This is a genomic window from Streptomyces nanshensis (genome assembly GCF_001751255.1).
Classification (GTDB): Bacteria; Actinomycetota; Actinomycetes; order Streptomycetales; family Streptomycetaceae; genus Streptomyces; species Streptomyces nanshensis_A.
Genome location: NZ_LJGW01000387.1, coordinates 42,468 through 65,082 on the forward strand (window position 1 = coordinate 42,468; position 22,615 = coordinate 65,082).

Genomic DNA, 22,615 nt, shown 5'->3' on the forward strand with positions numbered 1-22,615 from the left:
CGGATGCTTCGCCCTTATTTGTCGGGCCGGACGACGCCCTTGATGACCAGGGAGCCCGCTCCCGCGACGGTGATCTGGCGGCCCGTGCGCGGTGCGTGGACGATCTCGCCGCCGCCCACGTACATCCCCACATGGCTCGCGTCGTGCTTGTAGATGATCAAGTCGCCGGGGCGCATCGTGCGGATCGGCACATGCTTGAGCTGCCTCCACTGCTCCTGCGAGGTGCGGGGTATCTCCTTGCCCGCGGCCTGCCAGGCGCGCAGCGTCAGCCCGGAGCAGTCGAACGTACGGGGACCCTCGGCGCCCCACTCGTAGTCCTTGCCGATCTGGTTCGTGGCGAACGCGATGGCCTTCTTGCCGGGCTTGGAGGCCTTGCCGGATATCTCGTCCAGCACGCCGGTCTTCAGCCAGTCCGCCTGACGGGCACGCGCCGCCGCGTCCTCCATCTTGATGAGGCGGTCCAACTCGTCGGCCGCGAGCTGTGATTCGAGGTCCTCGGCCTTCTCCAGATCGCGCTCGACCTTCTTCTTCGCCGCCGCCTTGCGCTTCTTGCCGGCCTTCAGCGTGCGGAGTTTGTCCGCGGCCTCCGCCGCGTAGTCGTCCAGGCGCGACTCGGTCGCGGCGAGCGTGGTGATGACGCCCTTGGCGGCCTGCTGGCCCTTGCGCATGATCACCGCATCCCGCATGAACGCCTCGGGTGTCTTGCGCAGGATCAGATGCGCCTCGTCGGGCATGCCGCCGCTGCGGTACTGGGCGCGCGCGAGCGCTCCCGCCGTCTTCGTGTACTTGCCGCGCGTCTCACGCAGCGTGCCGATCTTCTTCTTGAGCCCGTCGAGGGCCTTCTGCTGCTTCTCGACGCGCTCCTGCGCGCCGTTGTACGCGTCCGTCGCCTTCTCGGCCGCCTCGTGCAGGCGGTCGATCTCCTTGCCGACCTCCTCCAGGCTCCGCGTTCCGCCGCCGCCCGGGTCCGCCGGGCCCGCCGCGTACGCGCTGCCCGCTGCGGGACCGGCCAGCAGCCCCAGCGTGCAGGCCGCCACCAGCATCCGGTGCTTGCCCGTCCCGCCCACCGTGGCCCCCTCGCCGTAGTCCGTCTTCCGCGGTCGTCCCTCGTCGTGCCGTCCGTGCCGTCCGTGCCGTCCGTGCCGTCCGTGCCGTCCGTGCCGTGCGTGCTCTCGTGCGGTCGTACGCCGTGCTCACCCGTCGTGCGCGTGGTGCTGCCGACGGTGCCGGCGCGGTGCCCGGCGGTGACCGGGCGGCCTCGCACAACCGGAGGCGGAGGGACCCGTTCCTACGGTCTTCTTCCACCGCCGGCTCCGGTCAACCACCCCCGACCCAGCGGATGTTGCCATGCGCGTGCCGGATGCGACAGGCCTGTGGACAGCCACCGGCGCTCCCCGTACGCCCGCCGCGCGGCTCCGCGCACCGCCGCGTCCGTGCGTCCCGGCGGCGTCCCGGCGCGGCTGCCTGCGGATCTCCCCGCGCCCGTCCCCGGCTCCCGTACATCGCCGTCCGTGCGCCCGTCGCGTCCTTCCCGCCCGTTCCCTTCGCTCCGTACGCGGCCGTGCACCGTACGCATCGGGCTCCACCCCGGAACCGCCGAGGTCACGCGGCACGCCACGGGGCCGACCGCCGAGGTTCACCGTGCGTTCATTCACCTCCGTGAGCCGCTTCATCTGATCTGTCTAATTTCGGCCTTACGGAGGGCGGACGTACGCCCTCCCCGAAGACGACAAGCACTGCATACGCCTCGCGCGCCGCCCCACCGGCGGGCTCCAGGAAGGAACCGAACGAAGTGATGCTTCAGCGCACGAACCGGCTGCGCGCCCTGGCTCTCGGCGCCGCCGCGGTCTCCGGCGCCCTGGTACTCACCGCCTGCGGCTCGGACACGAACACCAGCAAGGACACCCAGAAGGCCGCCGCCGACATCAAGTGCGACGGCAAGGGCAAGCTGCTGGCCTCCGGTTCCACGGCACAGAAGAACGCCGTGGACGCCTGGGTGAAGAACTACCAGACCGCCTGCAAGGAAACCCAGATCAACTACAAGGACATCGGCTCCGGCGGCGGCGTCCAGGAGTGGCTCCAGGGCACCACCGCCTTCGCCGGCTCCGACTCCGCGCTCAAGCCGGACGAGGTCGCCAAGTCCAAGAAGGTCTGCAAGGGCGGCCAGGGCGTCAACCTGCCCATGCTCGGCGGTCCCGTCGCGGTCTCCTACAACCTGGAGGGCGTGGACGACCTCGTCCTGGACGCTCCCACCATCGCCAAGATCTTCGACTCGAAGATCAAGAAGTGGAACGACCCGGCGATCAAGAAGCTCAACCCCGACGCCAAGCTGCCGAGCACCGACATCCAGGCGTTCCACCGCTCCGACGAGTCGGGCACCACTCAGAACCTCGGCAAGTACCTGGGCACCGCGGCCCCGGGCGACTGGAAGTACCCGGACGAGAAGTCCTGGCAGGCCAAGGGCGGCCAGTCCGCGTCCGGTTCGGCCGGTGTCGCGCAGCAGGTGAAGCAGACCGACGGCGCGATCGGCTACTTCGAGCTCTCCTACGCCACCGCGAACGACCTCGACAGCGTGAAGGTCGACACCGGCGCCGGCGAGCCCGTCGAGCCGACCTCGGAGAACGCCTCCAAGGCGATCGCGGACGCCGAGATCAAGGGCAAGGGCAAGGACCTGGCCCTCGACCTCAACTACAAGACGAAGGCCGAGGGCGCCTACCCGATCGTCCTCGTCACCTACGAGATCGCCTGCGACAAGGGCAACAAGCCCAAGACGCTGGACGCCACCAAGTCCTTCCTGACCTACACCTCGGGCGAGAACGGCCAGGGCGAACTGTCCAAGCTCGGCTACGCGCCGCTGCCGGACGAGATCGCGCAGAAGGTCCGCGGCGTCATCCCGGAGCTGTCCTGACCGGCGCCTCCGGCCGCCGCGCCGCGCAAGCGGACGGTACGCGCCAGGCGTGAGCGGCCGGCCCGGGACTCCGGGCCGGCCCCGCGCCACGGCCAACGGCCGCCCGCCACCGCCCACTTACGGCCACCGTCACCACCCGCGGACCGCCCCACAAAGACCCGACGACGACCCGAAGACCACCCGACCCAGCGACCCATCCGGTGCACCGCCGCCAGGGGAGACCTCCCCGTCCAGACCGGAGAGACCATGGAAACCACCAGCACATCCGCGCAGGCACCGCCGCCCGCCGATCCCGCGGACGGCCGCAGCGCCACCGCCACCGCCCCCGTCAAGGGCAAGGCCGTGCGTCCCGGCGACAAGGTCTTCCGCGGCCTCTCCCGGGGCTCGGGCATCACGCTTCTCGTGATCATGGCCGCGATCGCCGCCTTCCTCGCCTACCGCGCCTCGATCGCCGTCTCCAAGAACTCGGTCAACTTCCTGACCGCCTTCGAGTGGAACCCCCAGGGCGACCCGCCCGCCTTCGGCATCGGCGTCCTCGCCTTCGGCACGGTCGTCAGCTCGCTCATCGCGATGGTCATCGCGGTGCCCGTCGCCGTCGGCATCGCCCTGTTCGTCTCGCACTACGCGCCGCGCCGGCTCGCCGCCCCGCTCGCGTACGTCATCGACCTGCTGGCAGCGGTCCCCTCGATCATCTACGGCCTCTGGGGCGCGCTCTTCCTCGTCCCGTACCTCGACGGGCTGACCCGCTGGCTCGACCAATTCCTCGGCTGGACAACGGTGTTCGAGATGTCGAACCCCGGCAGTCCGGCCCGTTCGATCTTCACCGTGGGCATCCTGCTCGCGATCATGGTCCTGCCGATCATCACCAACGTCTCCCGCGAAGTCTTCCTCCAGGCACCGAAGATGTACGAGGAGGCGGCGCTCGCCCTCGGCGCGACGCGCTGGGAGACGATCCGCACCTCCGTCCTCCCCTTCGGCCGCTCGGGCATCATCTCCGCCTCGATGCTCGGGCTCGGACGCGCGCTCGGCGAGACGATGGCCGTCGCCACGGTGCTCTCCCCGGGCTTCCTCTTCAGTTGGCACATCCTCGACCCCGGCAGCGGCACCTTCGCGCAGAACATCGCCGCGAAGTTCAACGAGGCCGACGACTTCGGCCGGGACGCGCTGATCGCCTCGGGTCTCGTCCTGTTCGTCATCACCCTGCTCGTCAACGGCGCGGCCCGCTGGATCATCGCGCGCCGCAAGGAGTACTCGGGGGCCAACGCATGAGCGACGCACGCACAACCAGCCCGCCGCGGTTCGACGCGGCACTCGCGCCTCTGACTTGTGCGGGCGGAGAAGCGAAGGACAACAGCAGGGGCATGAGCGACGCACGCACAACCAACCAGCCGCGGTTCGACGCGGCACTCACACCTCTGACTTGTGCGGGCGGAGAAGCGAAGGAAAGGGGGCAGGCATGAGCGACCACGGCAACGCACTTCTCGACAAGCCGCAGGTCTCCGGCCCGCTGCCGTCGGCGCCCGCGCTCACGCGCCGCCGGCTCCCCCGCTGGACCCCGCTCGCCGTCGCCCTGGTCTCGATCGGGCTCGGCGTCGGTGCCGGCAGTCTCGCGGGCTGGGAGAGCCGTACCCAATGGGGCCTGATCGCCGCCCTGTTGTTCGTCGTCATCACCTACGCCGTGACGAGCCTCGTCGAGGACCGCCGGCAGGCACGCGACCGGGTGGCCACCAGCGTCATCTGGGTCTGCTTCGTCCTCGCCGTCGTCCCGCTGGTCTCTCTCGCGTGGACGACGGTCAGCCGCGGCGCGAAGCTCCTGGACGGCTACTTCCTCTCGCACTCCATGGGCGGCATGACCAACCTCGAGGAGGGCGGCGGCGTTTACCACGCGCTGCTCGGCACCCTCGAACAGGTCGGTCTGGCCACCCTGATCGCCGCGCCGGTCGGTCTGCTGACGGCGGTCTACCTCGTCGAGTACGGACGGGGACGCCTCGCCCGCGCCGTCACCTTCTTCGTGGACGTCATGACGGGCATCCCGTCCATCGTCGCGGGCCTGTTCGTGCTCGCGTTCTGGAACCTGGGCCTGGGCTTCGGCCCGTCCGGCTTCGCGGGTTCGATGGCGCTGGCGATCCTGATGATGCCCGTCGTGGTCCGCTCCACCGAGGAGATGCTCAAGCTCGTACCGAACGAACTGCGCGAGGCGTCCCTGGCGTTGGGCGTTCCGAAGTGGCGCACGATCCTCAAGGTCGTGATCCCCACGTCGATCGGCGGCATCGCCACCGGCGTGATGCTCGCGGTGGCCCGCATCACCGGTGAGACCGCGCCCGTGATGCTGCTGGTCTTCGGCAACACGCTGATCAACCCGAACCCCTTCTCCGGGGCGCAGGAGTCCCTGCCGCTCTACGTGTGGAACCAGTACAAGCTCGGCAACGCGGCGAGCATCGACCGGGCCTGGGCCGGAGCGCTCACGCTCATCGCCTTCGTGATGCTGCTCAACCTCGTGGCGCGCGGCATCGCCCGCTGGAAGGCGCCCAAGGCGGGGGGCCGTTGATGCCGCCCGCGCCGTACGCGCCCTGCGCACCGTGCCCGCCGCAGACGGCGTCGGCACCGCGCACGCCGCCCCCGACCTCCTCGTACTCCCCGCTCCCAGAAAGCGACTGACACCATGGCCAAGCGCATCGACGTCAGCGGCCTGACAGCCTTCTACGGCTCGCACCGGGCCATCGACGACATCTCCATGAGCGTCGAACCCCGCTCCGTCACGGCCTTCATCGGCCCCTCCGGCTGCGGCAAGTCGACCTTCCTGCGCACCTTGAACCGTATGCACGAGGTCACCCCCGGCGGCCGCGTCGAGGGCAAGGTGATGCTGGACGACGAGGACCTGTACGGGGCGCAGGTCGACCCGGTCTCCGTGCGGCGCACCATCGGCATGGTCTTCCAGCGCCCCAACCCCTTCCCCACGATGTCGATCTACGACAACGTCGCGGCGGGTCTGCGCCTGAACGGCCAGAAGAGGAAGCGGGACCTGGACGAGACCGTCGAGCGGTCGCTGAAGGGCGCCAACCTGTGGAACGAGGTCAAGGACCGTCTGAACAAGCCCGGTTCGGGTCTCTCCGGCGGTCAGCAGCAGCGGCTGTGCATAGCCCGCGCCATCGCCGTACAGCCGCAGGTGCTGCTCATGGACGAGCCGTGCTCCGCGCTGGACCCGATCTCGACGCTGGCGATCGAGGACCTCATCTCGGAGCTGAAGTCCCGCTTCACGATCGTCATCGTCACGCACAACATGCAGCAGGCGGCGCGGGTTTCGGACCGTACGGCCTTCTTCAACCTCGCGGCGGTGGGCGAGCCGGGCAGGCTCATCGAGATCGACGAGACCGAGCGGATCTTCTCCAACCCCTCGGTGCAGGCGACGGAGGACTACATCTCCGGGCGCTTCGGCTGAGCACGGTCACGTCCGCGCCGCACCGCGGGCTCATGCCGAACTCGCCCCTGTACGGCCCCGGTCGCGGAACCGGCCGCCGGGCGGCGTCACGGCCGCCCGCTCACACTGCCTCGCGGTGCTGCATGGCGGTGCCACCGCAAGGCGACGGGCTCGCCCCCGACACCACCGGGGGCGAGCCCACTCCGTACGACGTTCTCCCGCGGCCGTCAGCCGAAGCAGAGCAGCACGAGCCAATAGCAGACCGCGGCGACCGCGGCACCCGCCGGCATCGTGATGAACCAGCCGGCCACGATGTTCTTCGCCACTCCCCAACGCACGGCCGACACCCGCTTCGTCGCGCCGACGCCCATGATCGCGGAAGTGATGACGTGCGTCGTGGAGATGGGCGCGTCGAAGATGAAGGACGCCGTGTACATCACCGACGACGCGGTCGTCTCGGCCGCGAACCCCTGCGACGGGTCGACCTCGATGATGCGGCGGCCCAGCGTCCGCATGATGCGCCAGCCGCCCGCGTACGTACCGAGCGACAGCGTGAGCGCACAGGAGATCTTCACCCACGTCGGGATGGAGTTGGTGTCGTGCAGATCCGCGATGGTGAGCGCCATCACGACGACACCCATCGTCTTCTGCGCGTCCTGCAGACCGTGCCCGAGCGCCATGCTCGACGCCGAGACGGTCTGCGCCATGCGGAAACCCCGCTTCGCGCGGTGGGGGTTGGAGTTGCGGAACAGCCAGAGGATGACGCACATGGCGAGATAGCCGAGCACCAGCCCGATGAGGGGCGAGATGAACATCGGCAGGACGACCTTCTCGATCACCCCGGACCAGATCACGGTGATACCGCCCGCCAGCGCCGCGCCCACCAGACCGCCGAACAGCGCGTGGGACGAGGACGAGGGCAGGCCGAAGTACCAGGTGACCAGGTTCCAGACGATGGCCCCCATCAGGCCCGAGAAGAGAATGGCCATCCCGCTCTGGCCGTGCGGGGTCTCGATGAGTCCCTTGCTGACGGTCTTGGCGACCCCGCTGCCCAGGAAGGCTCCGGCGAGGTTCATCACGGCGGCCATCGACAGGGCGGCACGCGGCGTCAACGCACGGGTGGAGACAGCCGTGGCGATCGCGTTCGCCGAGTCGTGGAAGCCGTTCGTATACGTGAAGAAGAGCGCGACCCCGATGGTCACGACAAGAGCGAACGTGTCCACGGAGGTCAGGACTCCTTGACCGCGATGGTCTCGACCGTGTTCGCCACGTGCTCGAAGGCGTCCGCCGCCTCCTCCAGCACGTCCACGACCTGCTTGAGCTTCATGACGTCCATCGCGTCGTACTTGCCGTTGAAGAGGTACGCGAGCAGCTTGCGGTGGATCTGGTCGGCCTGGTTCTCCAGCCTGTTGACCTCGATCCAGTACTCGGTGAGGTTCTCCATCGTGCGCAGATGCGGCATGGCCTCCGCGGTGAGGTCCGCGGCCCGCGCGAGCACCTCGATCTGCTGCTCGATGCCTTTGGGCAACTGCTCGATCTCGTAGAGGACGACAAGATCGACGGCCTCTTCCATGTAATCCATGATGTCGTCGAGCGACGAGGCCAGCTTGTAGATGTCCTCCCGGTCGAACGGCGTGATGAAGGAGGAGTTGAGCTGGTGGAAGATCGCATGCGTCGCGTCGTCGCCCGCGTGCTCGGCTGCCCGCATCCGTTCGGCGATCTCGGCGCGAGCGGAGGACTCCGCCCCGAGCAGTTCCATGAGGAGCTTCGAGCCCGTGACGATGTTGTCCGCGGAAGCGGCGAACATGTCGTAGAAGCTCGTCTCCCTTGGGGTCAGACGAAAGCGCACTGGAGATCCTCGAGGTGAATCGGAAACGGTCTCTGATGCTAAGCGCATCATCCGGCCACTGCGAGGCGGCCTCCGACAGTGTCGCCCATAGCTGACTGTGCCCTGAAGGGCCCTCCCCGAATCCGCTACGATATACCCACGAGGGGTATATTTTGCGCGGGTCGGGACGTCTCCACCAGGCCCTCGGCAGCGCACAATTCAGGCCATCGACACCTATCCCGGACGGACTCTGCACGGGCCGTCCGGCCGACACGTGGAGGGTTCATGACGACGGCCGGCGCCTCCGACCTCCCGGACACCGCCGACGGCACCGACGGCAGCCGCGGTGACAGCGGCGCTGCGGCGAGCGGCGACGATCGCTGCTCCGCGCACGCCGCGACCGGCGAGCACGGCTACAGCAAGGACAAGGACGCCCACCTCAAGCGGCTCCGGCGCATCGAGGGCCAGGTGCGGGGCCTCCAGCGCATGGTCGAGGAGGACGTCTACTGCATCGACGTCCTCACCCAGGTCTCCGCGTCGACGAAGGCACTCCAGTCCTTCGCACTGCGGCTGCTGGAGGAGCATCTGCGGCACTGTGTCGCACATGCGGCGAAGGAGGGCGGTACGGAGATGGACGAGAAGGTGGAGGAGGCGACGGCCGCCATCGCCCGCCTGATGCGTACGTAACCCGCCGCCCACGCAAGGGCCGAGAGGCCGGGCGGTGGCGCCGGGCGCGGACCTCCGCACAACGGAACACGCGGCGTGACACGTGGCATGACACGTGACGGAACACACAGCGAAGGAACGCCTCGGGAGACGGAGAAGAGGTCGGGAACGGGGACGGGAACGGGGACGGCGACGGCCCGTTCACCGCGCCAACTCAGGGCCCTTCCGCCTGCTTTCGCCCACTTCCTACAGCTTCCGGCGACTCCGCCCGCTTCCCCTCTGCTCCGCCCCGTTCGCCCCCGTACCGCTCAACTGGGCCGTCCCGAGGGCTGCGTGGCGCGTCCGGTCTGCGCGGGCCTGGACGGTGCGGAGCAGCGCGGCACCGCACGGGGCACCGACTGCCAGGCGGTCTCGTCCACCTCGCCGGGCACGGTGCCGAGCACCTCGTCGATACGGGCGAGGCTCAGCCGCTCCTCGCCCGCCGCCTCCGCCGCGGAGGCCGCGATCATCAGCTCGCCGCACAGCTCGATCTCGGCGAGGGCCACGTGATCCTGGACCACAGAACCCCGCGAACCACGACCGGACGGACCGGGGACGCTGCCAGGCACACGCACCACCTCCTCGTGTATCCCCACAGTAGGTACGGGCGCACCCTCCGCACATGGCAATTCCGAACCATTTCGCACTCGTCACCGCAGCCGGAACGTGCTGTGCGAACACGGTCCAAGACGCCTAGAACGGCGCGATCTCTCCCGCGTAGATGTCGTCGGGCTCGGGCATCACGACCTCCACCGGCGCACCATAGGCGTAGAACCACGTGGTCGACGCGACAGCGACTCCTTCTCGGCCGTCACCTTCACCGCCCTCCTGACCCGCGGCGCCGGACCTCGTCCCGTCCGCACCGCTCGGCGCACCGCCCGCGAAGGTGAACCGGTGCCGAACCTTCCGGAGGCGCCCCTGCCCATCGATCTGCGCGTCAAACGGGACGGTTCGCTCGGAGAAACCACGGGCGGCCGCCTCCAGTTCACCCCGTCTGTGCTTCGAGGCCGCACGCGCCGCCGACGCCAGATCGACCGTGCCCCGGTAGCGCCGCACCGGTGTGCCGCCGGCCGTCCTCGCCGTGCCCTCGTACGTCACCTTCCGTGCGCCGCGCAGCAGTTGAGCGGCGCTCACCGGGTCCGTCGCACCGGCCGTGACCAGGTTGCCGTCGGCGAGGGACCCGGTCCCCACACGTACCCACTTGCCCCGCGGCACGCCCGCGCCCCGGTTGCTCATGCAGAGCGCGCCAGGGACGACGAGCTCCGTGACGGTACGGCGTTCGCCGGGGCGGGCACCCGAAGTGCCCTCCGGCAGCCGTACGTTGAGGCGGCCCCGGCCCGTGCGGTAGTCGAAGGCGCCGGCGCCCTGCACATCGATACGGGTGCCGCCGCTGACCGTCGAGACCGACGTACGGGTGCGTGACGTGCCGTACCGGGGGAGCGCCGCAACGGCCTTGCGCAGCGCCTCACCGGGATCCGACGGCACGGAAGGGGACGGTCCGGAGCCCGTGGCCCCGGAGCCGGCAGCGGAACCGTGCGCCACCCGCGTCCCCGACGAGGACCGGGACGCCCCCGGGCCGCCGGACTCCTCGGGCGGACCGCCGTGGTCCGCCGCGGCGGCCCCTTCCCGTACACATCCCGTGGCCAGGAGCAGCACCGCGACGGCCGCGACCCCCATGTGTCCCGGCCCGTGCCTCCGCTGCGCCATCGTCCGCCGGCCCCCAACCTGCGTTCCTGTCCCGGGGTTTCGCTCCCTTAACGACGGGCCCGGCCCGGCCGTCACGCGGCGGGGATACGGTGACCGGGTGCGAGAGCGAACCGGGCGCGAGGGCGGCCCCGAACAGGGGGAGCACCGCGTATCGACGGGCGAGAGCGGTGCGTTCAGCTATGCGCGCTGCGTCTGCGGCTGGCGGGGCCCGGCGCGGAGGGCACGGGAGTCGGCGCGTGCCGACGGGAACGCACATCTGGCGCGGCAGGACGGGAACGACGGGGCGGGCACGGCCGGGCCGTCGCACTGAGGTCGGTCAGGCGGCCGACGCGATTCGCAGGGCAAGCCCGACTCCCGTGCGGCGCTGCCGAGTTGAGCCCGCGCCGCCCGCCGACGCCCCTCAGACCCGCCTACGCCGCCAGATCGCGTTCGCCGCGGCCGCTGCGTCCGCGCCGCCGCGGCTGCACTCCGGAGTCGCCGGCCGGCTCGGGCCCCGCTTCCTCCCGCAGCGCCGAGGTGACGTCCGTACGCCCCTCTCGCGCGGCGTGCACCCCGGGCCCGGCCCACACCAGTGCGCCCGTACGCGGCGCGGACTCAAGCCTCCGCACCAGCGGTGTCAGCCCCCACATCGCCACCGGGGCCAGCAGCAGCGCCACGGCGGCGCCGAGCGCGAGCCCGCCGATCACATCCGTCGGGTAGTGCACGCCCATGTAGATACGGCTGGCGCCCGCGAGCACCGCGAGCAGGATGCCCAGCAGCCCGTACCGGCGGTGGACCATGAAGACGCCCACGGCCAGCGCCATGGCGAGCGTGGAGTGGTCGCTGACGAAGGAGTAGTCGTCCTTGCCCTGAACGAGCACCTCGAGGCCCTTGTGTTCGACGAAGGGACGCGGACGCCCGACGAACTCCCTGATGGGGATGTTCAGCAGCAGCGCGACCCCGGCGGCCAGCGGAGCCCACAGCAGACCGGCGAAGCCGGCGACCGCCTCCTCGGAGGTCTCCTTGCGGCGCACCACACGCCACCACGCGAGGGCTCCGAGCAGGACCAGCACGGCGACGATGCCGTACTCGCCGACGTACTCCATGGTGCGGTCGGCCCAGGTCGGGGCGGATTCGGCGAGTCCGTTGATCTCATAGAGCAGACCGACGTCCGGGTTGTCCCAAACTGCCATCGTGATGCTGACCTCACTCTGCTCTGCTACTCGGCCGCCTGCCGCTGTCGGCCCCCGTACCCCCGTACTTTCCGCTCCGTGGCCGTGTCTCCCGTGGCCCTGAACGCGGAATGGTCTTCCGCCGTCAATGGAACGTCAGTTGACGCGCCGTCCGTTCCGGTCTTACCGAACGATCACCCGTACGTTATCGAAGGGTGACCGGTCTTCCCAGCTCAGGGGCCACCCCTCACGCACCGTCCCGCAATGATTACACGTTCCTGCACATCCTCTTCCCCGTTTCAACTCCCGCCACCCGCAGCACACTTGTCCGGCGGTGTGACGTGCCGTCACCCGAATCGGTTCACGGCGGGGGCACCGGTGTGCGCTGATTCACGCGAGAGACGACCCGGGAATCCCCGGCGATCGGTTCACCCGTCGCCGGTCGGGCGCGTCGCCCCGAAGTAGTTGGGGGTGTCGATCGGGTCGAAGCGGATCGTGGCGCCGGTGTACGGCGCGTTGATCATGTGGCCGCCGCCGATGTAGATGCCCACATGGTCGATGGAGCGCGGGTTGCCCAGGTCGGAACCGAAGAACACCAGGTCGCCCGGGAGGAGTTCGTCGCGTCCCGGATGCGGACCGCTGTTCCACTGGTCGTTGGCGACGCGCGGCAGTCGGACGTCCACGCTCGCGTACGCCGCCTTCGTCAGGCCCGAGCAGTCGAAGCGCCCGTCGTCCTCCGCGGTGCCGTCGCCGCCCCACAGATAGGGGGTGCCGAGCTTCTTCTGCGCGTAGTAGATGGCGCCCGCCGCGCGCTTGGACGGGTCGACGCGGCCCTTGGTGGAGGCGAAGCTCTGCTCCATCTTCCGGATCGTCGAGACGTAGTTCTTCGTCTCGCGGTACGGCGGCACACCGCCGTACTTGATCACCGCGTACGCGCCCGCGTTGTAGGCCGCGAGCATGTTCTCGCTCGGGTCGCCCGGAGCGTCCTTCACATACGAGGCGAGCTTGCAGTCGTAGCTGGCCGCCGAAGGGATGGCGTCCTTCGGGTCCCACACGTCGCGGTCGCCGTCGCCGTCCCCGTCGACGCCGTGCGCCGCCCATGTGCCCGGGATGAACTGGGCGATGCCCTGGGCCTGCGCCCCGCTCTGCGCGTCGGGCTTCCAGCCGCTCTCCTGGTAGAGCTGGGCCGCCAGCAGCGCCGGATTCAACGCCGGGCACAGCGCGCCCCACTTCTGCACCAGCCCCTGGTACGCGGCCGGCACGGCGCCCTTGGCCAGCCCCACGGCTCTGCCCCCGGCACCCAGATTGGCCGCCGCCACATACGTACCGACGACGAGGAGCGCCAGGAACCCGGCGAGCAGCCCTAACCCGCCGCCGACACCCAGCAGCCAGACCTTCCTACGTCCCGCACCACGCATCCGCACCCCTCAACCATCCCTCATGCGGGCGGGGTTGACTGCCCATCCCGTCCGACTCATGACAGAATCCGAGTGGGCGCGCCGAACACGCCCGCCGTATCCTCACACCACCTTCATTCTCTGGGTGCACGTACAACTTCCGACATGGGGCGGTGAGTTCACCATGTTTCTGGCGGCCGACAAGGGCGACATCACCACCATCATCGGCGGAATCGCGCCTGACTGGGGCCCGTTCGGGTCTCTCGGCAACGAGGCCCGCGTGATGGTCGAGGTCGTGATGGCCGTCGCCATCCTCCTCTGCCTGGGCATCGCGATCTGGGGCGCAGCCAAGCAGCGCATCGGCGCCACGGCGCTGCGCGACACCTTCAGCGCCGAGCAGGGCAAGGGCCTCATCGTGGCGGGCCTGACCGGTGTCTTCATCATCGGCTCGCTCGGCACGCTCTTCACGATCGTGTACGGAATGGCCGTCTGACGGCCCGGCCCCGCGCCCCGTTCACGACCCCGAGCCTGTACTCCTTCCGGGCCGGTGAGCCGTCCGGTCCGGTTCCGGCACGTCCGCACACATCTCCTGGAGACGCATGGACATCGTGAACCCCGCCCTCGACGACTATCTGCTCGCCCACGCCTCACCCGCGGACGACGTCCTGCGCGACCTCGTGGAGGAGACTCACCGCACAGCGCCCGGCACGACGATGCAGATCACGCACGACGAGGGCGAGTTCCTCACGATGCTCGTACGGCTCACGGGCGCGTCCTCCGCCGTCGAGGTCGGCGTCTTCACCGGCTACTCCTCGATCTGCATCGCCCGCGGCCTGTCCGAGGGCGGGCGCCTGCTGGCGTGCGACGTCTCCGAGGAGTGGACGTCCGTCGCCCGCCGCTACTGGGAGCGCGCCGGCCTGACCGACCGCATCGACCTGCGCCTCGCACCCGCGGACGAGACGCTGCGGGCGCTGCCCGCGGAGGAGTCCGTCGACTTCGCCTTCATCGACGCCGACAAGGTCGGATACCCCACGTACTACGAGGAGTTGGTCCCCCGCATGCGTCCGGGCGGACTGATCGTTCTGGACAACGTGCTGCGCGGCGGCCGCGTCGTCGACCCCGCGGCCCAGGACGATGCGGACCGCGCCATCCGCCAGATCAACGACACGATCACGGCGGACAGCCGCGTCCAGTCGGTGATGCTGCCCTTGCGCGACGGCGTGACGGTGGCCCGCAAGCGCTGAGCGGGCGGGCGGAGTTGGGTAGGCGGGGCGGGACAGGGTGCCTGCTCCGGTCCCCGGTTCCGGTTCCGCTTCCCGTTGCGCATTCGATTCTGACCGGTTCCGAAGTGCCCGGCGGCGCACGGCTGTCGGGCTCCCGGCGGCGGCATCTCCCGTTCCGGCGGCCTGCGTTCGGCTCCGCGCTGGGCACCACTGCACTACGCAGCACGACGCGACACGGCGAAGATATCCACACCCTGTGGATGACGCGGGCCCGGCGAGCCGTACGTTCCGGCTCAGAACCGCGCACATCATGGCAGACCCACCGCCCGGCACCGTCCGTACGCGACCGGACCGGACCGACTCAGACCCCGACCGGTTCAGACCCGGTTCGGATCGAACGGGTCCTGTTCGGTGAGGAGTTTGTCCACCCGCGCTCTGTCGACCTTGCTTGTCATCTCGTCCACCTCCTGTCTGTCCCGTACGCACTTGGCGAGCGTGAACGCCGACGAGACCACGAAGACGAGCCCGAGCCCGAGGAAGCTGCGCTCCCACGCGCCGACCGGCAGCTTCGCGATGCCCACGAGCAGCGCCGTGAGGGAGAGCCCGAAGGCGATCGCCGACTGGACGAAGAAGGCCACGGTGGTGGGCCGTTGAACGGACGGTGTCGGTGAAGTCATGGCAGCAGGGTGCCGCGCGCCACGGCGGCGCACATGAGTACAGCTACTCGGTTCCGGATGCCCCTGTACGCCCCCGCACGCGCCCCTGCGGCTCCTGTGACGCCTGCGATGCGGACGTGCCTCGTGAGACGCGTGGGGCGGCAGACGTACCGCATGGCAAGACGGTGCGCCGGCCGTTGTCCACAGGCCCTCCGTACGGCCAGTGACACAGCTACCTTCGTTTGAGGAGACAATGCACTGACGACAGTTGACTGAGTATGAGGTTCGAGGGGGCGCGTCCGGGATGAGCATCGGCGAGGGGTACGGCGAGCGCGACCGTACCGGAGACGAGGGCGCGGCCGGAGGCTTCGGCCGCGGCCCGTCCGGCCTCACCACGACCCGCACGCGGCTTCCGGGCAGCGAGGGCGGCGGCAGACCGCCGTCCCGCCCCGGACGCAGCGTCGTCACCGTGATCGGCGTCGTCGTGCTGCTGATCGCGGCGATCGCCTTCGCCAACCAGGGCGGCGACGGCGGTGACGACGACACCGCCGACGGCAAGGACGGCGCCGCGGCCCGGCCGACGGCCCCCACGGGTCAGAAGCCCGTCAAGGGCGGCAAGGGCGGCATCGCCTCCGGCTTCCCGCAGACCCGTCAGGGCGCGGAGAGCGCGGCGGCGAACTACGCGGTGGCGCTGGTCTCTTCGGACATCATCAAGCCGGACAAGCGTCCCGGTCTCGTCCAGCAGATCTTCGCGCCGGACAAGGCCGACAAGATGCGGTCCCGGATGGACAAGGCCTACTCGTCGAGCTTCCTGAAGAAGCTGGGACTGGACGCCGACGGCAACCCGGACGACGACATGACCTACATCTCGCGCACCACGCCGATCGGCACCAAGACGGCGAAGTTCGACAAGGACAAGGCCCAGTTGGACGTCTGGTGCACCGGCCTCTACGGCCTGGCGGGCCAGGGGTCGAAGAACCCGGTGACGAGCGACTGGTTCACGATGCGGTTGGGACTGGAGTGGGTGAGCGGCGACTGGAAGGTCGCCGGCTTCCAGCAGAAGGACGGCCCGGCACCGGTCGAAGGTGACAACAGGGCCTCGGGAGCCGAGGAAATCGCAGACGCAGTGGGTCAGTACGGAGGCTTCACCTATGGCCGCTGAAACGCGCCGCCGAGTCACGCTCGTCGCCACGGCCGCCGCGGGGCTGCAGACCTTGGGCCTGCTGCTGGCGAGCCGCGCCGCCGCCGACCCGAAGCCCGACGAGGACTGTGACCTCATCGTCGGTCCGGCCAAGGAGTACTGCGAGAAGGGCGACAAGGGCGGAGGCGGCGGCTCCGCCCCCGACCCCACCAGCACGCTCGACCCCCTCTCCTCCCTCGCCAAGGGCTGCGCCAAGGCCGCCTCCTGGACCGTCGACAAGCTCTCCGACCTCGTCAACAAGACGACGAACGTCGACTTCACCAACCCGGAGTTCCTCCGCCAGTACGCGGTCGTCTTCGCCGCCTCCACGATCCTCACGCTCACGATCTGGCTCCTGGCCGTGGCCAAGCGCGCCATCCGCGGCGTGCCGTTCGTCGAGGCCATGACCGAGGCGATCGGCTTCCTCTGGCTGACCGTCATCGCGTCCGCGTTCACGCCGCTGATCCTCTACACGGTCGTGTCGGCCACGGACGCCGTGACGGACGTCGTCGCGTCCGGCACCTCCGCCAAGACGGACAAGTTCTTCGGGACGTTCTCCGAAGCGCTCAAGAACGGCGACGACATCGGCGGCGGCCCGATCATGCTGATCGTCGTCTCGCTCATCTCGGTGCTCGCCGCCGGCGTGCTCTATCTCGAACTCGTCATCAGGGCCGCCCTGTTGTACGTCGGAGCCCTGCTCGGCACGGCCGTCTACGCGGGCCTGGTCGACAAGAACATGTGGGGCCACGTCCGCCGCTGGGCCGGCATCATGATCGCCGTCATCCTCGTCAAACCCGTGATCGTGATCGTCCTCGGACTGGCCGGAGCGCTCTCCTCCTCCGAGGGCCCGGACGCCTTCTCGGCGATCGTCTCCGGCCTCGCCATCATCTTCCTGGCGATCTTCGCCAGCGCCATGATCTACCGCTTCGTCCCCGGCTTCGGCGACGAGATCGTGGGCCACCGCAACGCCTCCCGCGACCCCGCGTCCCGCTCCGCCGCCGCGGTGGTCTCCTCGCCCGCCGCACTCGTACGGCAGGGCATCAACACCCACAGCGCCCGCGGCGGACAGGCCGGCGGAGGCGGGGGCGACGGTGGCGGAGGCCCCAAGCAGCAGCCCGCGGGCCAGGTCGCGGGCGGCGTCGCCGCCCACAGCAGCCGCGGCGGAGGCGGTGGCGGAGGCACCGAGTCCCGGCGCCCGCAGGCACCGCCCGCGCCCCGCACACACGACCGTTCCGCACCACCCCGCTCCACCGGAAACGGCGGCGGCAACCGCACCGGAGGTGATCGCAGGTGACGACGGCCTCCCATTCCGCCGCTCCGCGCCGCACATACATGATCGGCCGGGCGCGGCCCAACGCGGTGATCGGCAAGAACCGGGAGACCGGCGAGATCGGCCTGATCATCGCGGGCGCCTTCCTGGGCATGATGAGCGGCTTGCTCATCCCCGTGCTCGCCTTCCGCATCCCGGCCCTCGTGGGCTTCCCGATGCTGGCGCTCGCCGCGATCTACGTGCCGTACAAGGGCCGTACGTTCTACAAGTGGTTCGAGATCAGCCGCTCGTACCGCAGGCTCGTCCGCAGCGGCGCCACGGCCTACCGCTCGAGCGCCCCCGAGGCCGGCACCCGGCTGGACGGACGCGAGGTGGAGGTCGGCCCGCCGCCCGGCGTCGGCCGCATCAACTGGCTCTCGGCGCCCTTCGGTCCGGACGAACTGGCGGTGCTGCTGCACGCCGACCGCCGCACCGTCACGGCCTGCATCGAGATCGAGGGCCCGGGCGTGGGGCTCCGCGACAGCGAGGACCAGGAGGCCCTCGTCGACCGCTTCGGCACCCTCCTCAAGCACGTCGCGAACGGCGACGGCTTCGTCACCCGCCTCCAGATGCTCGCCCGTACGCTGCCGGCCGACCCGGACGCCCACGCCAAGGACGTCGAACAGCGCGGCGACGACCGCGCCGCGGCCTGGCTGCGCGACTCCTACGACCAGCTCCAGTCGATGGTCTCCACCTCCAGCGAGCAGCACCGCGCCTACCTCGTCGCATGCATGCACTACGGCCGCGAACTGGCCGCGGAGGGCGCCGCGATAGCCAAGGCGGCCCAGCGCTCCGCGGGCCGCTCCGGGCGGAAGATGTCGAAGGACGAGGGCCTCGCCATCGTCATGGCCCGCGAACTGACCGACATCTGCGCCCGGTTGACGGAGGCGGACATCCGCGTGCGCCAGCCCCTCGGCCAGGCGCGCCTCGCGTCGCTCATCCACTCCATGTACGACCCGGACCACCCCATCGACCATCTCCAGGCCATGTCGAAGCGGAACGCCTGGCCCGCCGAGCTGGACGCGATGGAGCCGACATACCTCCAGGCGAAGACGCGCGAGTCCGTGACGCGCGCCCCGTGGTGCCACTCGACGGCCTGGGTGAAGGAGTGGCCGATGACGCCCGTCGGCGTCAACTTCCTTGCGCCGCTGCTCGTTCACACTCCGGACGTCATCCGTACGGTGTCGGTCGCGATGGACCTGGAGCCGACGGAGCTGGCCATCGAACGGATGCTGACGGAGAAGACCAACGACGACGCCGAGGCCAGCCGCCAGGCGAAGATGAACCGCACCATCGACCCCCGCGACGTCGCCGCCCACGGCCGCGTCGACCAGCGCGGCGAGGATCTGGCCTCGGGCGCCGCCGGCGTCAACCTCGTCGGATACATCACGGTCTCCTCGCGCTCGGCGGACTCGCTGGCCCGCGACAAGCGCACGATCCGCGCGTCGGCCGGAAAGAGCTACTTGAAGCTCGAGTGGTGCGACAGGGAGCATCACAGGGCGTTCGTCAACACGCTGCCGTTCGCGACCGGCATCCGCCGCTGAGGAGGACGCTCACCATGACCAACGGCCGCCGCCCGTACGGCAGTCGCGGAAGGGGCTGAGAGATCTCCCATGGCCGCGCTCGATCCACTGACAGCAGTCACCGACGCCTTCACCGGCCTCCTCTTCGGCAAGACGGAGACGACGCGCCTGCCCGTACGCACCTCGACGGGCCAGGCCCAGGCCGTCTATCTGCCGACGGCCGCCCCGGGTCTCGGCGACTCCGGCGTCATCATCGGCCGCGAGGTCTACAGCGGCAAGGGCTACATATACGACCCGTTCCAGCTCTACGGGCAGCAACTCCCGGCCCCCCACTGGCTGGTGCTCGGCGAGTCCGGCAACGGCAAGTCGGCGTTGGAGAAGACGTACGTCCTGCGCCAGCTCCGCTTCCGCGACCGCCAGGTCGTCGTCCTCGACGCCCAGGGTGAGGACGGCGTCGGCGAATGGAACCTCATCGCCGAGGAGATGGGCATCACCCCCATCCGCCTCGACCCGACGGCCGCACTGGACCAGGGCATCCGCCTCAACCCCCTCGACCCGTCGATCACCACCACGGGCCAGCTCGCCCTGCTCCGTACGATCATCGAAGTCGCCCTGGGCCACGGCCTGGACGAACGCTCCGGCTTCGCGCTGAAGGTGGCGCACAGCTATGTCAACGCCGCCACGGCCGGCCGGCAGCCCGTCCTCACCGACATCGTGGAACGGCTGCGCCACCCCAAGCCGGAGTCGGCCGAGGCGATGAACGTCGCCCTCGACGACGTACGCGCCTGGGGCCTCGACGTCGCCCTCGTCCTCGACCGGCTCGTCGACGGCGACCTGCGCGGCATGTTCGACGGCCCGACGACAGTCGGGATCGACCTCGACGCACCGCTGATCGTCTTCGACCTCTCCCACATCGACCGCAACTCCATCGCCATGCCGATCCTGATGGCCATCGTCGGCGTCTGGCTGGAGCACACGTGGATCAGGCCGGACCGCAAGAAGCGCATCTTCCTGGTGGAAGAGGCGTGGCACATCATCAACAGCCCCTTCGTGGCCCAGCTCTTCCAACGCCTGCTCAAGTTCGGCCGCCGACTGGGGCTTTCGTTCGTCGCGGTGGTGCACCATCTCTCCGACGTGGTCGACGGCGCCGCGGCACGCGAGGCCGCCGCGATCCTCAAAATGGCCTCCACACGCACGATTTACGCGCAGAAGGCCGACGAGGCCCGCGCCACCGGCAAGGTCCTCGGCCTCCCCCGATGGGCGGTGGAGATCATTCCGACCCTCTCGCCCGGCATCGCCGTATGGGACGTCAACGGCAATGTCCAGGTCGTCAAGCACCTGGTGACGGAGGCGGAACGGCCGCTGGTCTTCACCGACCGCGCCATGACGGAAACGTCGAACGAGCCGGAGGACTTCGACGCGGCCCTGGAGGCCGATCTCGAAGCGGAAGCGGAAGCACGCGCCCTCGCCATCGAACAGTCCCGCTCGTCCAACTCCACCGTCGCCTAGCCATGCCGTACGACCACGAGTACGGCTATGACGACCGGTCCGGCTACGCACACGGCCCCACGCGACCGGTACGCCGGGGTCCCGGAGGCCCGGGCGGAGGCGGGGGCAGGGGCGGCGGCATCCCGGACGGCCTGCTGGTCAGCGCGCTCGGCATGCTCCTCGGCGCCACCGTCCTGACCTGGACGGCCGCCGGTCTCGCCGGTGTTCTCTCCCGCGGCTCCTGGCCGGAGGGCGTGACCTTCACCCGTACGCCCATGGCCATGCGGGAGTTGGCCGCCGATCCCCGTGACCTCGCCGCGGCCTGGCCCGAGGCCGGCCCTTCGCAGCTTCCCGGCCCGGGACTCTTCTGGGGCCTGTTCATCGGGCAGTTGCTGGTCCTGACGGTCCTCACGGTCTTCGCGGTCGGCACCGTCACCCGCGCCCGCGCGGTCCGCGCCGCCCGCCGCTCACACCGGACTCAGGAGGCCGCGCCCTCCGGCACGGACGTNCCAGCCCCCGACCGAGACCCCGGCCCCCGTCCCGAATCCGGCCCCGGCTCCAGCATTCGAAAAGGTCCACGAGCCGGCCCCCACCGCCGCCCCCGAACCGGCCCCGGACAGCGAGACGTCCGCGCCTGACGCCGGTACGCCCACCAGCACCCCGACGCCCTACACCCGCGTTCAGGACGCCGCAGGTGCCCTTCTCGTCGCCACGTCAGACCCCGAACTCTGGGCGTCCACCAAGGACTTCAGGGCCAAGCTCGGCCCCGTGCATCTCTTCGACCCGAGCCAGCTCTGCGACACCCCGGACCGGCTGCGCTGGTCCCCGCACCACGGCTGCGCCGACCGTGCCACGGCCGCGGCCCGCGCCACCGCACTTCTCGCACCGCTGCGCTCGCCCCGTCCCATCGACGCCGAGATGCACACCTCCGCCGAGACACTGCTGCGCTGCTGGCTCCACGCGGCGGCCCTCGACGACCGCCCGTTCCGCGAGGTCCACCGCTGGGCGATCGCCAAGACGGCACCCACCGATCCCGTACAGACGCTGCGTACGCACCCGAAAGCTGCCCCGGGCTCCGCGGGCGAACTGGAGTCGACCCTCACCGGCCACCCCGAACGCCGCCGGCAGGCAACGGACCTCGTCCGTCGCGCCCTCGCCCCGCTCTCCCAACTCCATGTCCGCAACGCCTGCACGGCAGCCCGCGCGGACCGCGTCGCACTGGAGTCGTTCATCGACGAGACTGGCACGCTCTATGTCGTGGGCGCGGACGCGGAGTTGATGCCGATCCTCAACGCGCTCACCCAGAGCGTCGTCGACCACGGCCGCCGCGTGTCAGCCCGTACATCCCCCGGTCTGGACCCGCCGCTGACGACCGTCCTCGAACTCCCCCTATAGACCGGCCGGCAGCACGTCCCGCGCCATCTCGTACTCCTTCAGCACCGACGCCTTCGGATCGTCCACAAACCGGCCCGTCCGCTCATACCCCATCCTGCGGTAGAAGGCCTCCGCCCGCGGATTGTGCTCGTGAACATGCAGCAGGATCCGCCGTACGAACGGACGCCCCCGCGCCCATTCCTCGGCCGCCTGGAAGAGCCCTTCCGCCAGCCCGGTCCCCCGATGCTCGGGCCGCACATAGACCCCCACCAGGTGCGCGCACTCCCCCTCGTCGAGCACCGTCGTACTCCCGGCCCAACGCCCGCCGTTCTCCTCGTCCTCCCCGACGAACGTCTCGGCCAGCCGCCCTTCCACACCCTGCGCGGCACGACGCCGCCAGAACTCGTCACTTCGGGAAGCAGCGCTCCCGTACGACTCGTTGAAGGCCACCGCAGCCGCCGGATCCGCGAGCGCCGCAAGCCGTAACTCCCGCAGCAGTTCCCAGTCTTCGGGCACCACCGCCCGGATCTTGTACGCCATGACTCGATACTGCCGCAGGGCATCTGCCCAGTAGTACCGATTTGCGCTGCAGTTGAGCTACGAAGCGGCGGGGCCGGCGCCCCACGCCGACCCCGCCTGTGCACTCCCAGACCCACCGCTTTCCCGCCCCACGCCCGCACATGCGCGCCATCCCCGAAGACGCGCCTAAAACAGCAGAAGGCCCCGTTGGGTTGAGGTGTTCTCGTCC

At 70.0% G+C, this 22,615-nt stretch carries 22 protein-coding genes; 13 read left to right on the forward strand and 9 right to left on the reverse strand.

Annotated features, from left to right (window positions below; genetic code table 11):
- Positions 1 to 14 precede the first annotated feature (14 nt).
- Positions 15 to 1,043, reverse strand: a complete 1,029-nt coding sequence (locus AN218_RS24110) for a C40 family peptidase (RefSeq protein WP_070019058.1) — start codon at positions 1,041 to 1,043, stop codon at positions 15 to 17.
- A gap of 749 nt (positions 1,044 to 1,792) precedes the next feature.
- Between AN218_RS24110 and pstS the strand changes: the two genes are divergently transcribed.
- The 4 genes from pstS to pstB all read left to right on the forward strand — a co-directional run bounded on the left by pstS (position 1,793) and on the right by pstB (position 6,347).
- A complete protein-coding gene (pstS, locus tag AN218_RS24115; RefSeq protein ID WP_070019013.1) occupies positions 1,793 to 2,908 on the forward strand; it encodes a phosphate ABC transporter substrate-binding protein PstS in 1,116 nt (371 codons plus the stop codon).
- Between the two features lie 246 nt (positions 2,909 to 3,154).
- Positions 3,155 to 4,177 carry a phosphate ABC transporter permease subunit PstC gene (gene pstC / locus AN218_RS24120; RefSeq protein ID WP_070019015.1) on the forward strand — a complete coding sequence of 341 codons (1,023 nt, stop codon included), beginning with the start codon at positions 3,155 to 3,157 and terminating at the stop codon, positions 4,175 to 4,177.
- A 187-nt stretch (positions 4,178 to 4,364) separates the two neighbouring features.
- Complete coding sequence (gene pstA, locus AN218_RS24125; RefSeq protein WP_070019017.1) at positions 4,365 to 5,456, forward strand: phosphate ABC transporter permease PstA; 1,092 nt, start codon at positions 4,365 to 4,367, stop codon at positions 5,454 to 5,456.
- Positions 5,457 to 5,570: 114 nt separating this feature from the next.
- Positions 5,571 to 6,347 carry a phosphate ABC transporter ATP-binding protein PstB gene (pstB, locus tag AN218_RS24130; RefSeq protein ID WP_070019019.1) on the forward strand — a complete coding sequence of 259 codons (777 nt, stop codon included), beginning with the start codon at positions 5,571 to 5,573 and terminating at the stop codon, positions 6,345 to 6,347.
- A 206-nt stretch (positions 6,348 to 6,553) separates the two neighbouring features.
- On the opposite strand, the gene AN218_RS24135 is transcribed toward pstB, so the two are convergent.
- Together AN218_RS24135 and AN218_RS24140 are read right to left on the reverse strand one after the other, a co-directional pair.
- On the reverse strand, positions 6,554 to 7,549 hold the full coding sequence (locus AN218_RS24135; protein ID WP_070019020.1) for an inorganic phosphate transporter: 996 nt from the start codon (positions 7,547 to 7,549) through the stop codon (positions 6,554 to 6,556).
- A gap of 5 nt (positions 7,550 to 7,554) precedes the next feature.
- The gene (locus AN218_RS24140; RefSeq protein WP_070019022.1) at positions 7,555 to 8,175 is read right to left on the reverse strand and encodes a DUF47 domain-containing protein; all 621 of its coding nucleotides are present in this window, start codon (positions 8,173 to 8,175) and stop codon (positions 7,555 to 7,557) included.
- A gap of 264 nt (positions 8,176 to 8,439) precedes the next feature.
- Here AN218_RS24140 and AN218_RS38460 point away from each other — a divergent pair, with 264 nt between their 5' ends.
- Complete coding sequence (locus AN218_RS38460; protein ID WP_070019024.1) at positions 8,440 to 8,841, forward strand: metal-sensitive transcriptional regulator; 402 nt, start codon at positions 8,440 to 8,442, stop codon at positions 8,839 to 8,841.
- 287 nt (positions 8,842 to 9,128) lie between these two features.
- On the opposite strand, the gene AN218_RS24150 is transcribed toward AN218_RS38460, so the two are convergent.
- Positions 9,129 to 9,428 carry a hypothetical protein gene (locus tag AN218_RS24150; protein ID WP_111602317.1) on the reverse strand — a complete coding sequence of 100 codons (300 nt, stop codon included), beginning with the start codon at positions 9,426 to 9,428 and terminating at the stop codon, positions 9,129 to 9,131.
- Positions 9,429 to 9,552: 124 nt separating this feature from the next.
- Positions 9,553 to 10,566, reverse strand: coding sequence for a hypothetical protein (locus AN218_RS24155; RefSeq protein ID WP_107421554.1), 1,014 nt, complete (start codon positions 10,564 to 10,566; stop codon positions 9,553 to 9,555).
- A 97-nt stretch (positions 10,567 to 10,663) separates the two neighbouring features.
- Here AN218_RS24155 and AN218_RS34815 point away from each other — a divergent pair, with 97 nt between their 5' ends.
- Positions 10,664 to 10,876, forward strand: a complete 213-nt coding sequence (locus AN218_RS34815; protein ID WP_079132524.1) for a hypothetical protein — start codon at positions 10,664 to 10,666, stop codon at positions 10,874 to 10,876.
- Positions 10,877 to 10,976: 100 nt separating this feature from the next.
- On the opposite strand, the gene AN218_RS24160 is transcribed toward AN218_RS34815, so the two are convergent.
- Positions 10,977 to 11,738, reverse strand: a complete 762-nt coding sequence (locus tag AN218_RS24160; RefSeq protein ID WP_070019027.1) for a phosphatase PAP2 family protein — start codon at positions 11,736 to 11,738, stop codon at positions 10,977 to 10,979.
- Positions 11,739 to 12,145: 407 nt separating this feature from the next.
- Positions 12,146 to 13,135, reverse strand: coding sequence for a C40 family peptidase (locus AN218_RS24165; RefSeq protein WP_070019028.1), 990 nt, complete (start codon positions 13,133 to 13,135; stop codon positions 12,146 to 12,148).
- Between the two features lie 163 nt (positions 13,136 to 13,298).
- On the opposite strand from AN218_RS24165, the gene AN218_RS24170 reads away from it, so the two are divergent.
- Both AN218_RS24170 and AN218_RS24175 read left to right on the forward strand, forming a co-directional pair.
- Complete coding sequence (locus AN218_RS24170) at positions 13,299 to 13,607, forward strand: hypothetical protein (RefSeq protein ID WP_070019030.1); 309 nt, start codon at positions 13,299 to 13,301, stop codon at positions 13,605 to 13,607.
- A 106-nt stretch (positions 13,608 to 13,713) separates the two neighbouring features.
- Positions 13,714 to 14,358, forward strand: a complete 645-nt coding sequence (locus AN218_RS24175; RefSeq protein WP_070019031.1) for an O-methyltransferase — start codon at positions 13,714 to 13,716, stop codon at positions 14,356 to 14,358.
- Positions 14,359 to 14,714: 356 nt separating this feature from the next.
- Here the strand turns inward: AN218_RS24175 and AN218_RS24180 are convergent, their stop codons facing one another.
- Positions 14,715 to 15,014 (reverse strand): YiaA/YiaB family inner membrane protein, encoded by a 300-nt coding sequence (locus AN218_RS24180; RefSeq protein WP_070019033.1) that lies wholly within the window; start codon positions 15,012 to 15,014, stop codon positions 14,715 to 14,717.
- Between the two features lie 283 nt (positions 15,015 to 15,297).
- Here AN218_RS24180 and AN218_RS24185 point away from each other — a divergent pair, with 283 nt between their 5' ends.
- The 5 genes from AN218_RS24185 to AN218_RS38465 all read left to right on the forward strand — a co-directional run bounded on the left by AN218_RS24185 (position 15,298) and on the right by AN218_RS38465 (position 21,888).
- Positions 15,298 to 16,155, forward strand: a complete 858-nt coding sequence (locus AN218_RS24185; RefSeq protein ID WP_070019035.1) for a DUF8175 domain-containg protein — start codon at positions 15,298 to 15,300, stop codon at positions 16,153 to 16,155.
- Positions 16,145 to 17,467, forward strand: coding sequence for a hypothetical protein (locus tag AN218_RS24190; protein WP_070019036.1), 1,323 nt, complete (start codon positions 16,145 to 16,147; stop codon positions 17,465 to 17,467). Before AN218_RS24185 ends, AN218_RS24190 begins: the two co-directional genes overlap by 11 nt.
- Positions 17,464 to 19,026, forward strand: a complete 1,563-nt coding sequence (locus AN218_RS24195) for an SCO6880 family protein (RefSeq protein ID WP_070019038.1) — start codon at positions 17,464 to 17,466, stop codon at positions 19,024 to 19,026. Before AN218_RS24190 ends, AN218_RS24195 begins: the two co-directional genes overlap by 4 nt.
- 69 nt (positions 19,027 to 19,095) lie before the next feature.
- A complete protein-coding gene (locus AN218_RS24200; protein WP_070019039.1) occupies positions 19,096 to 20,514 on the forward strand; it encodes an ATP-binding protein in 1,419 nt (472 codons plus the stop codon).
- Positions 20,515 to 21,261: 747 nt separating this feature from the next.
- Positions 21,262 to 21,888, forward strand: coding sequence for a hypothetical protein (locus tag AN218_RS38465; RefSeq protein ID WP_244900654.1), 627 nt, complete (start codon positions 21,262 to 21,264; stop codon positions 21,886 to 21,888).
- Here the strand turns inward: AN218_RS38465 and AN218_RS24210 are convergent.
- Positions 21,883 to 22,407 (reverse strand): GNAT family N-acetyltransferase, encoded by a 525-nt coding sequence (locus AN218_RS24210; RefSeq protein WP_070019041.1) that lies wholly within the window; start codon positions 22,405 to 22,407, stop codon positions 21,883 to 21,885. The genes AN218_RS38465 and AN218_RS24210 overlap by 6 nt on opposite strands.
- Between the last annotated feature and the right edge of the window lie 208 nt (positions 22,408 to 22,615).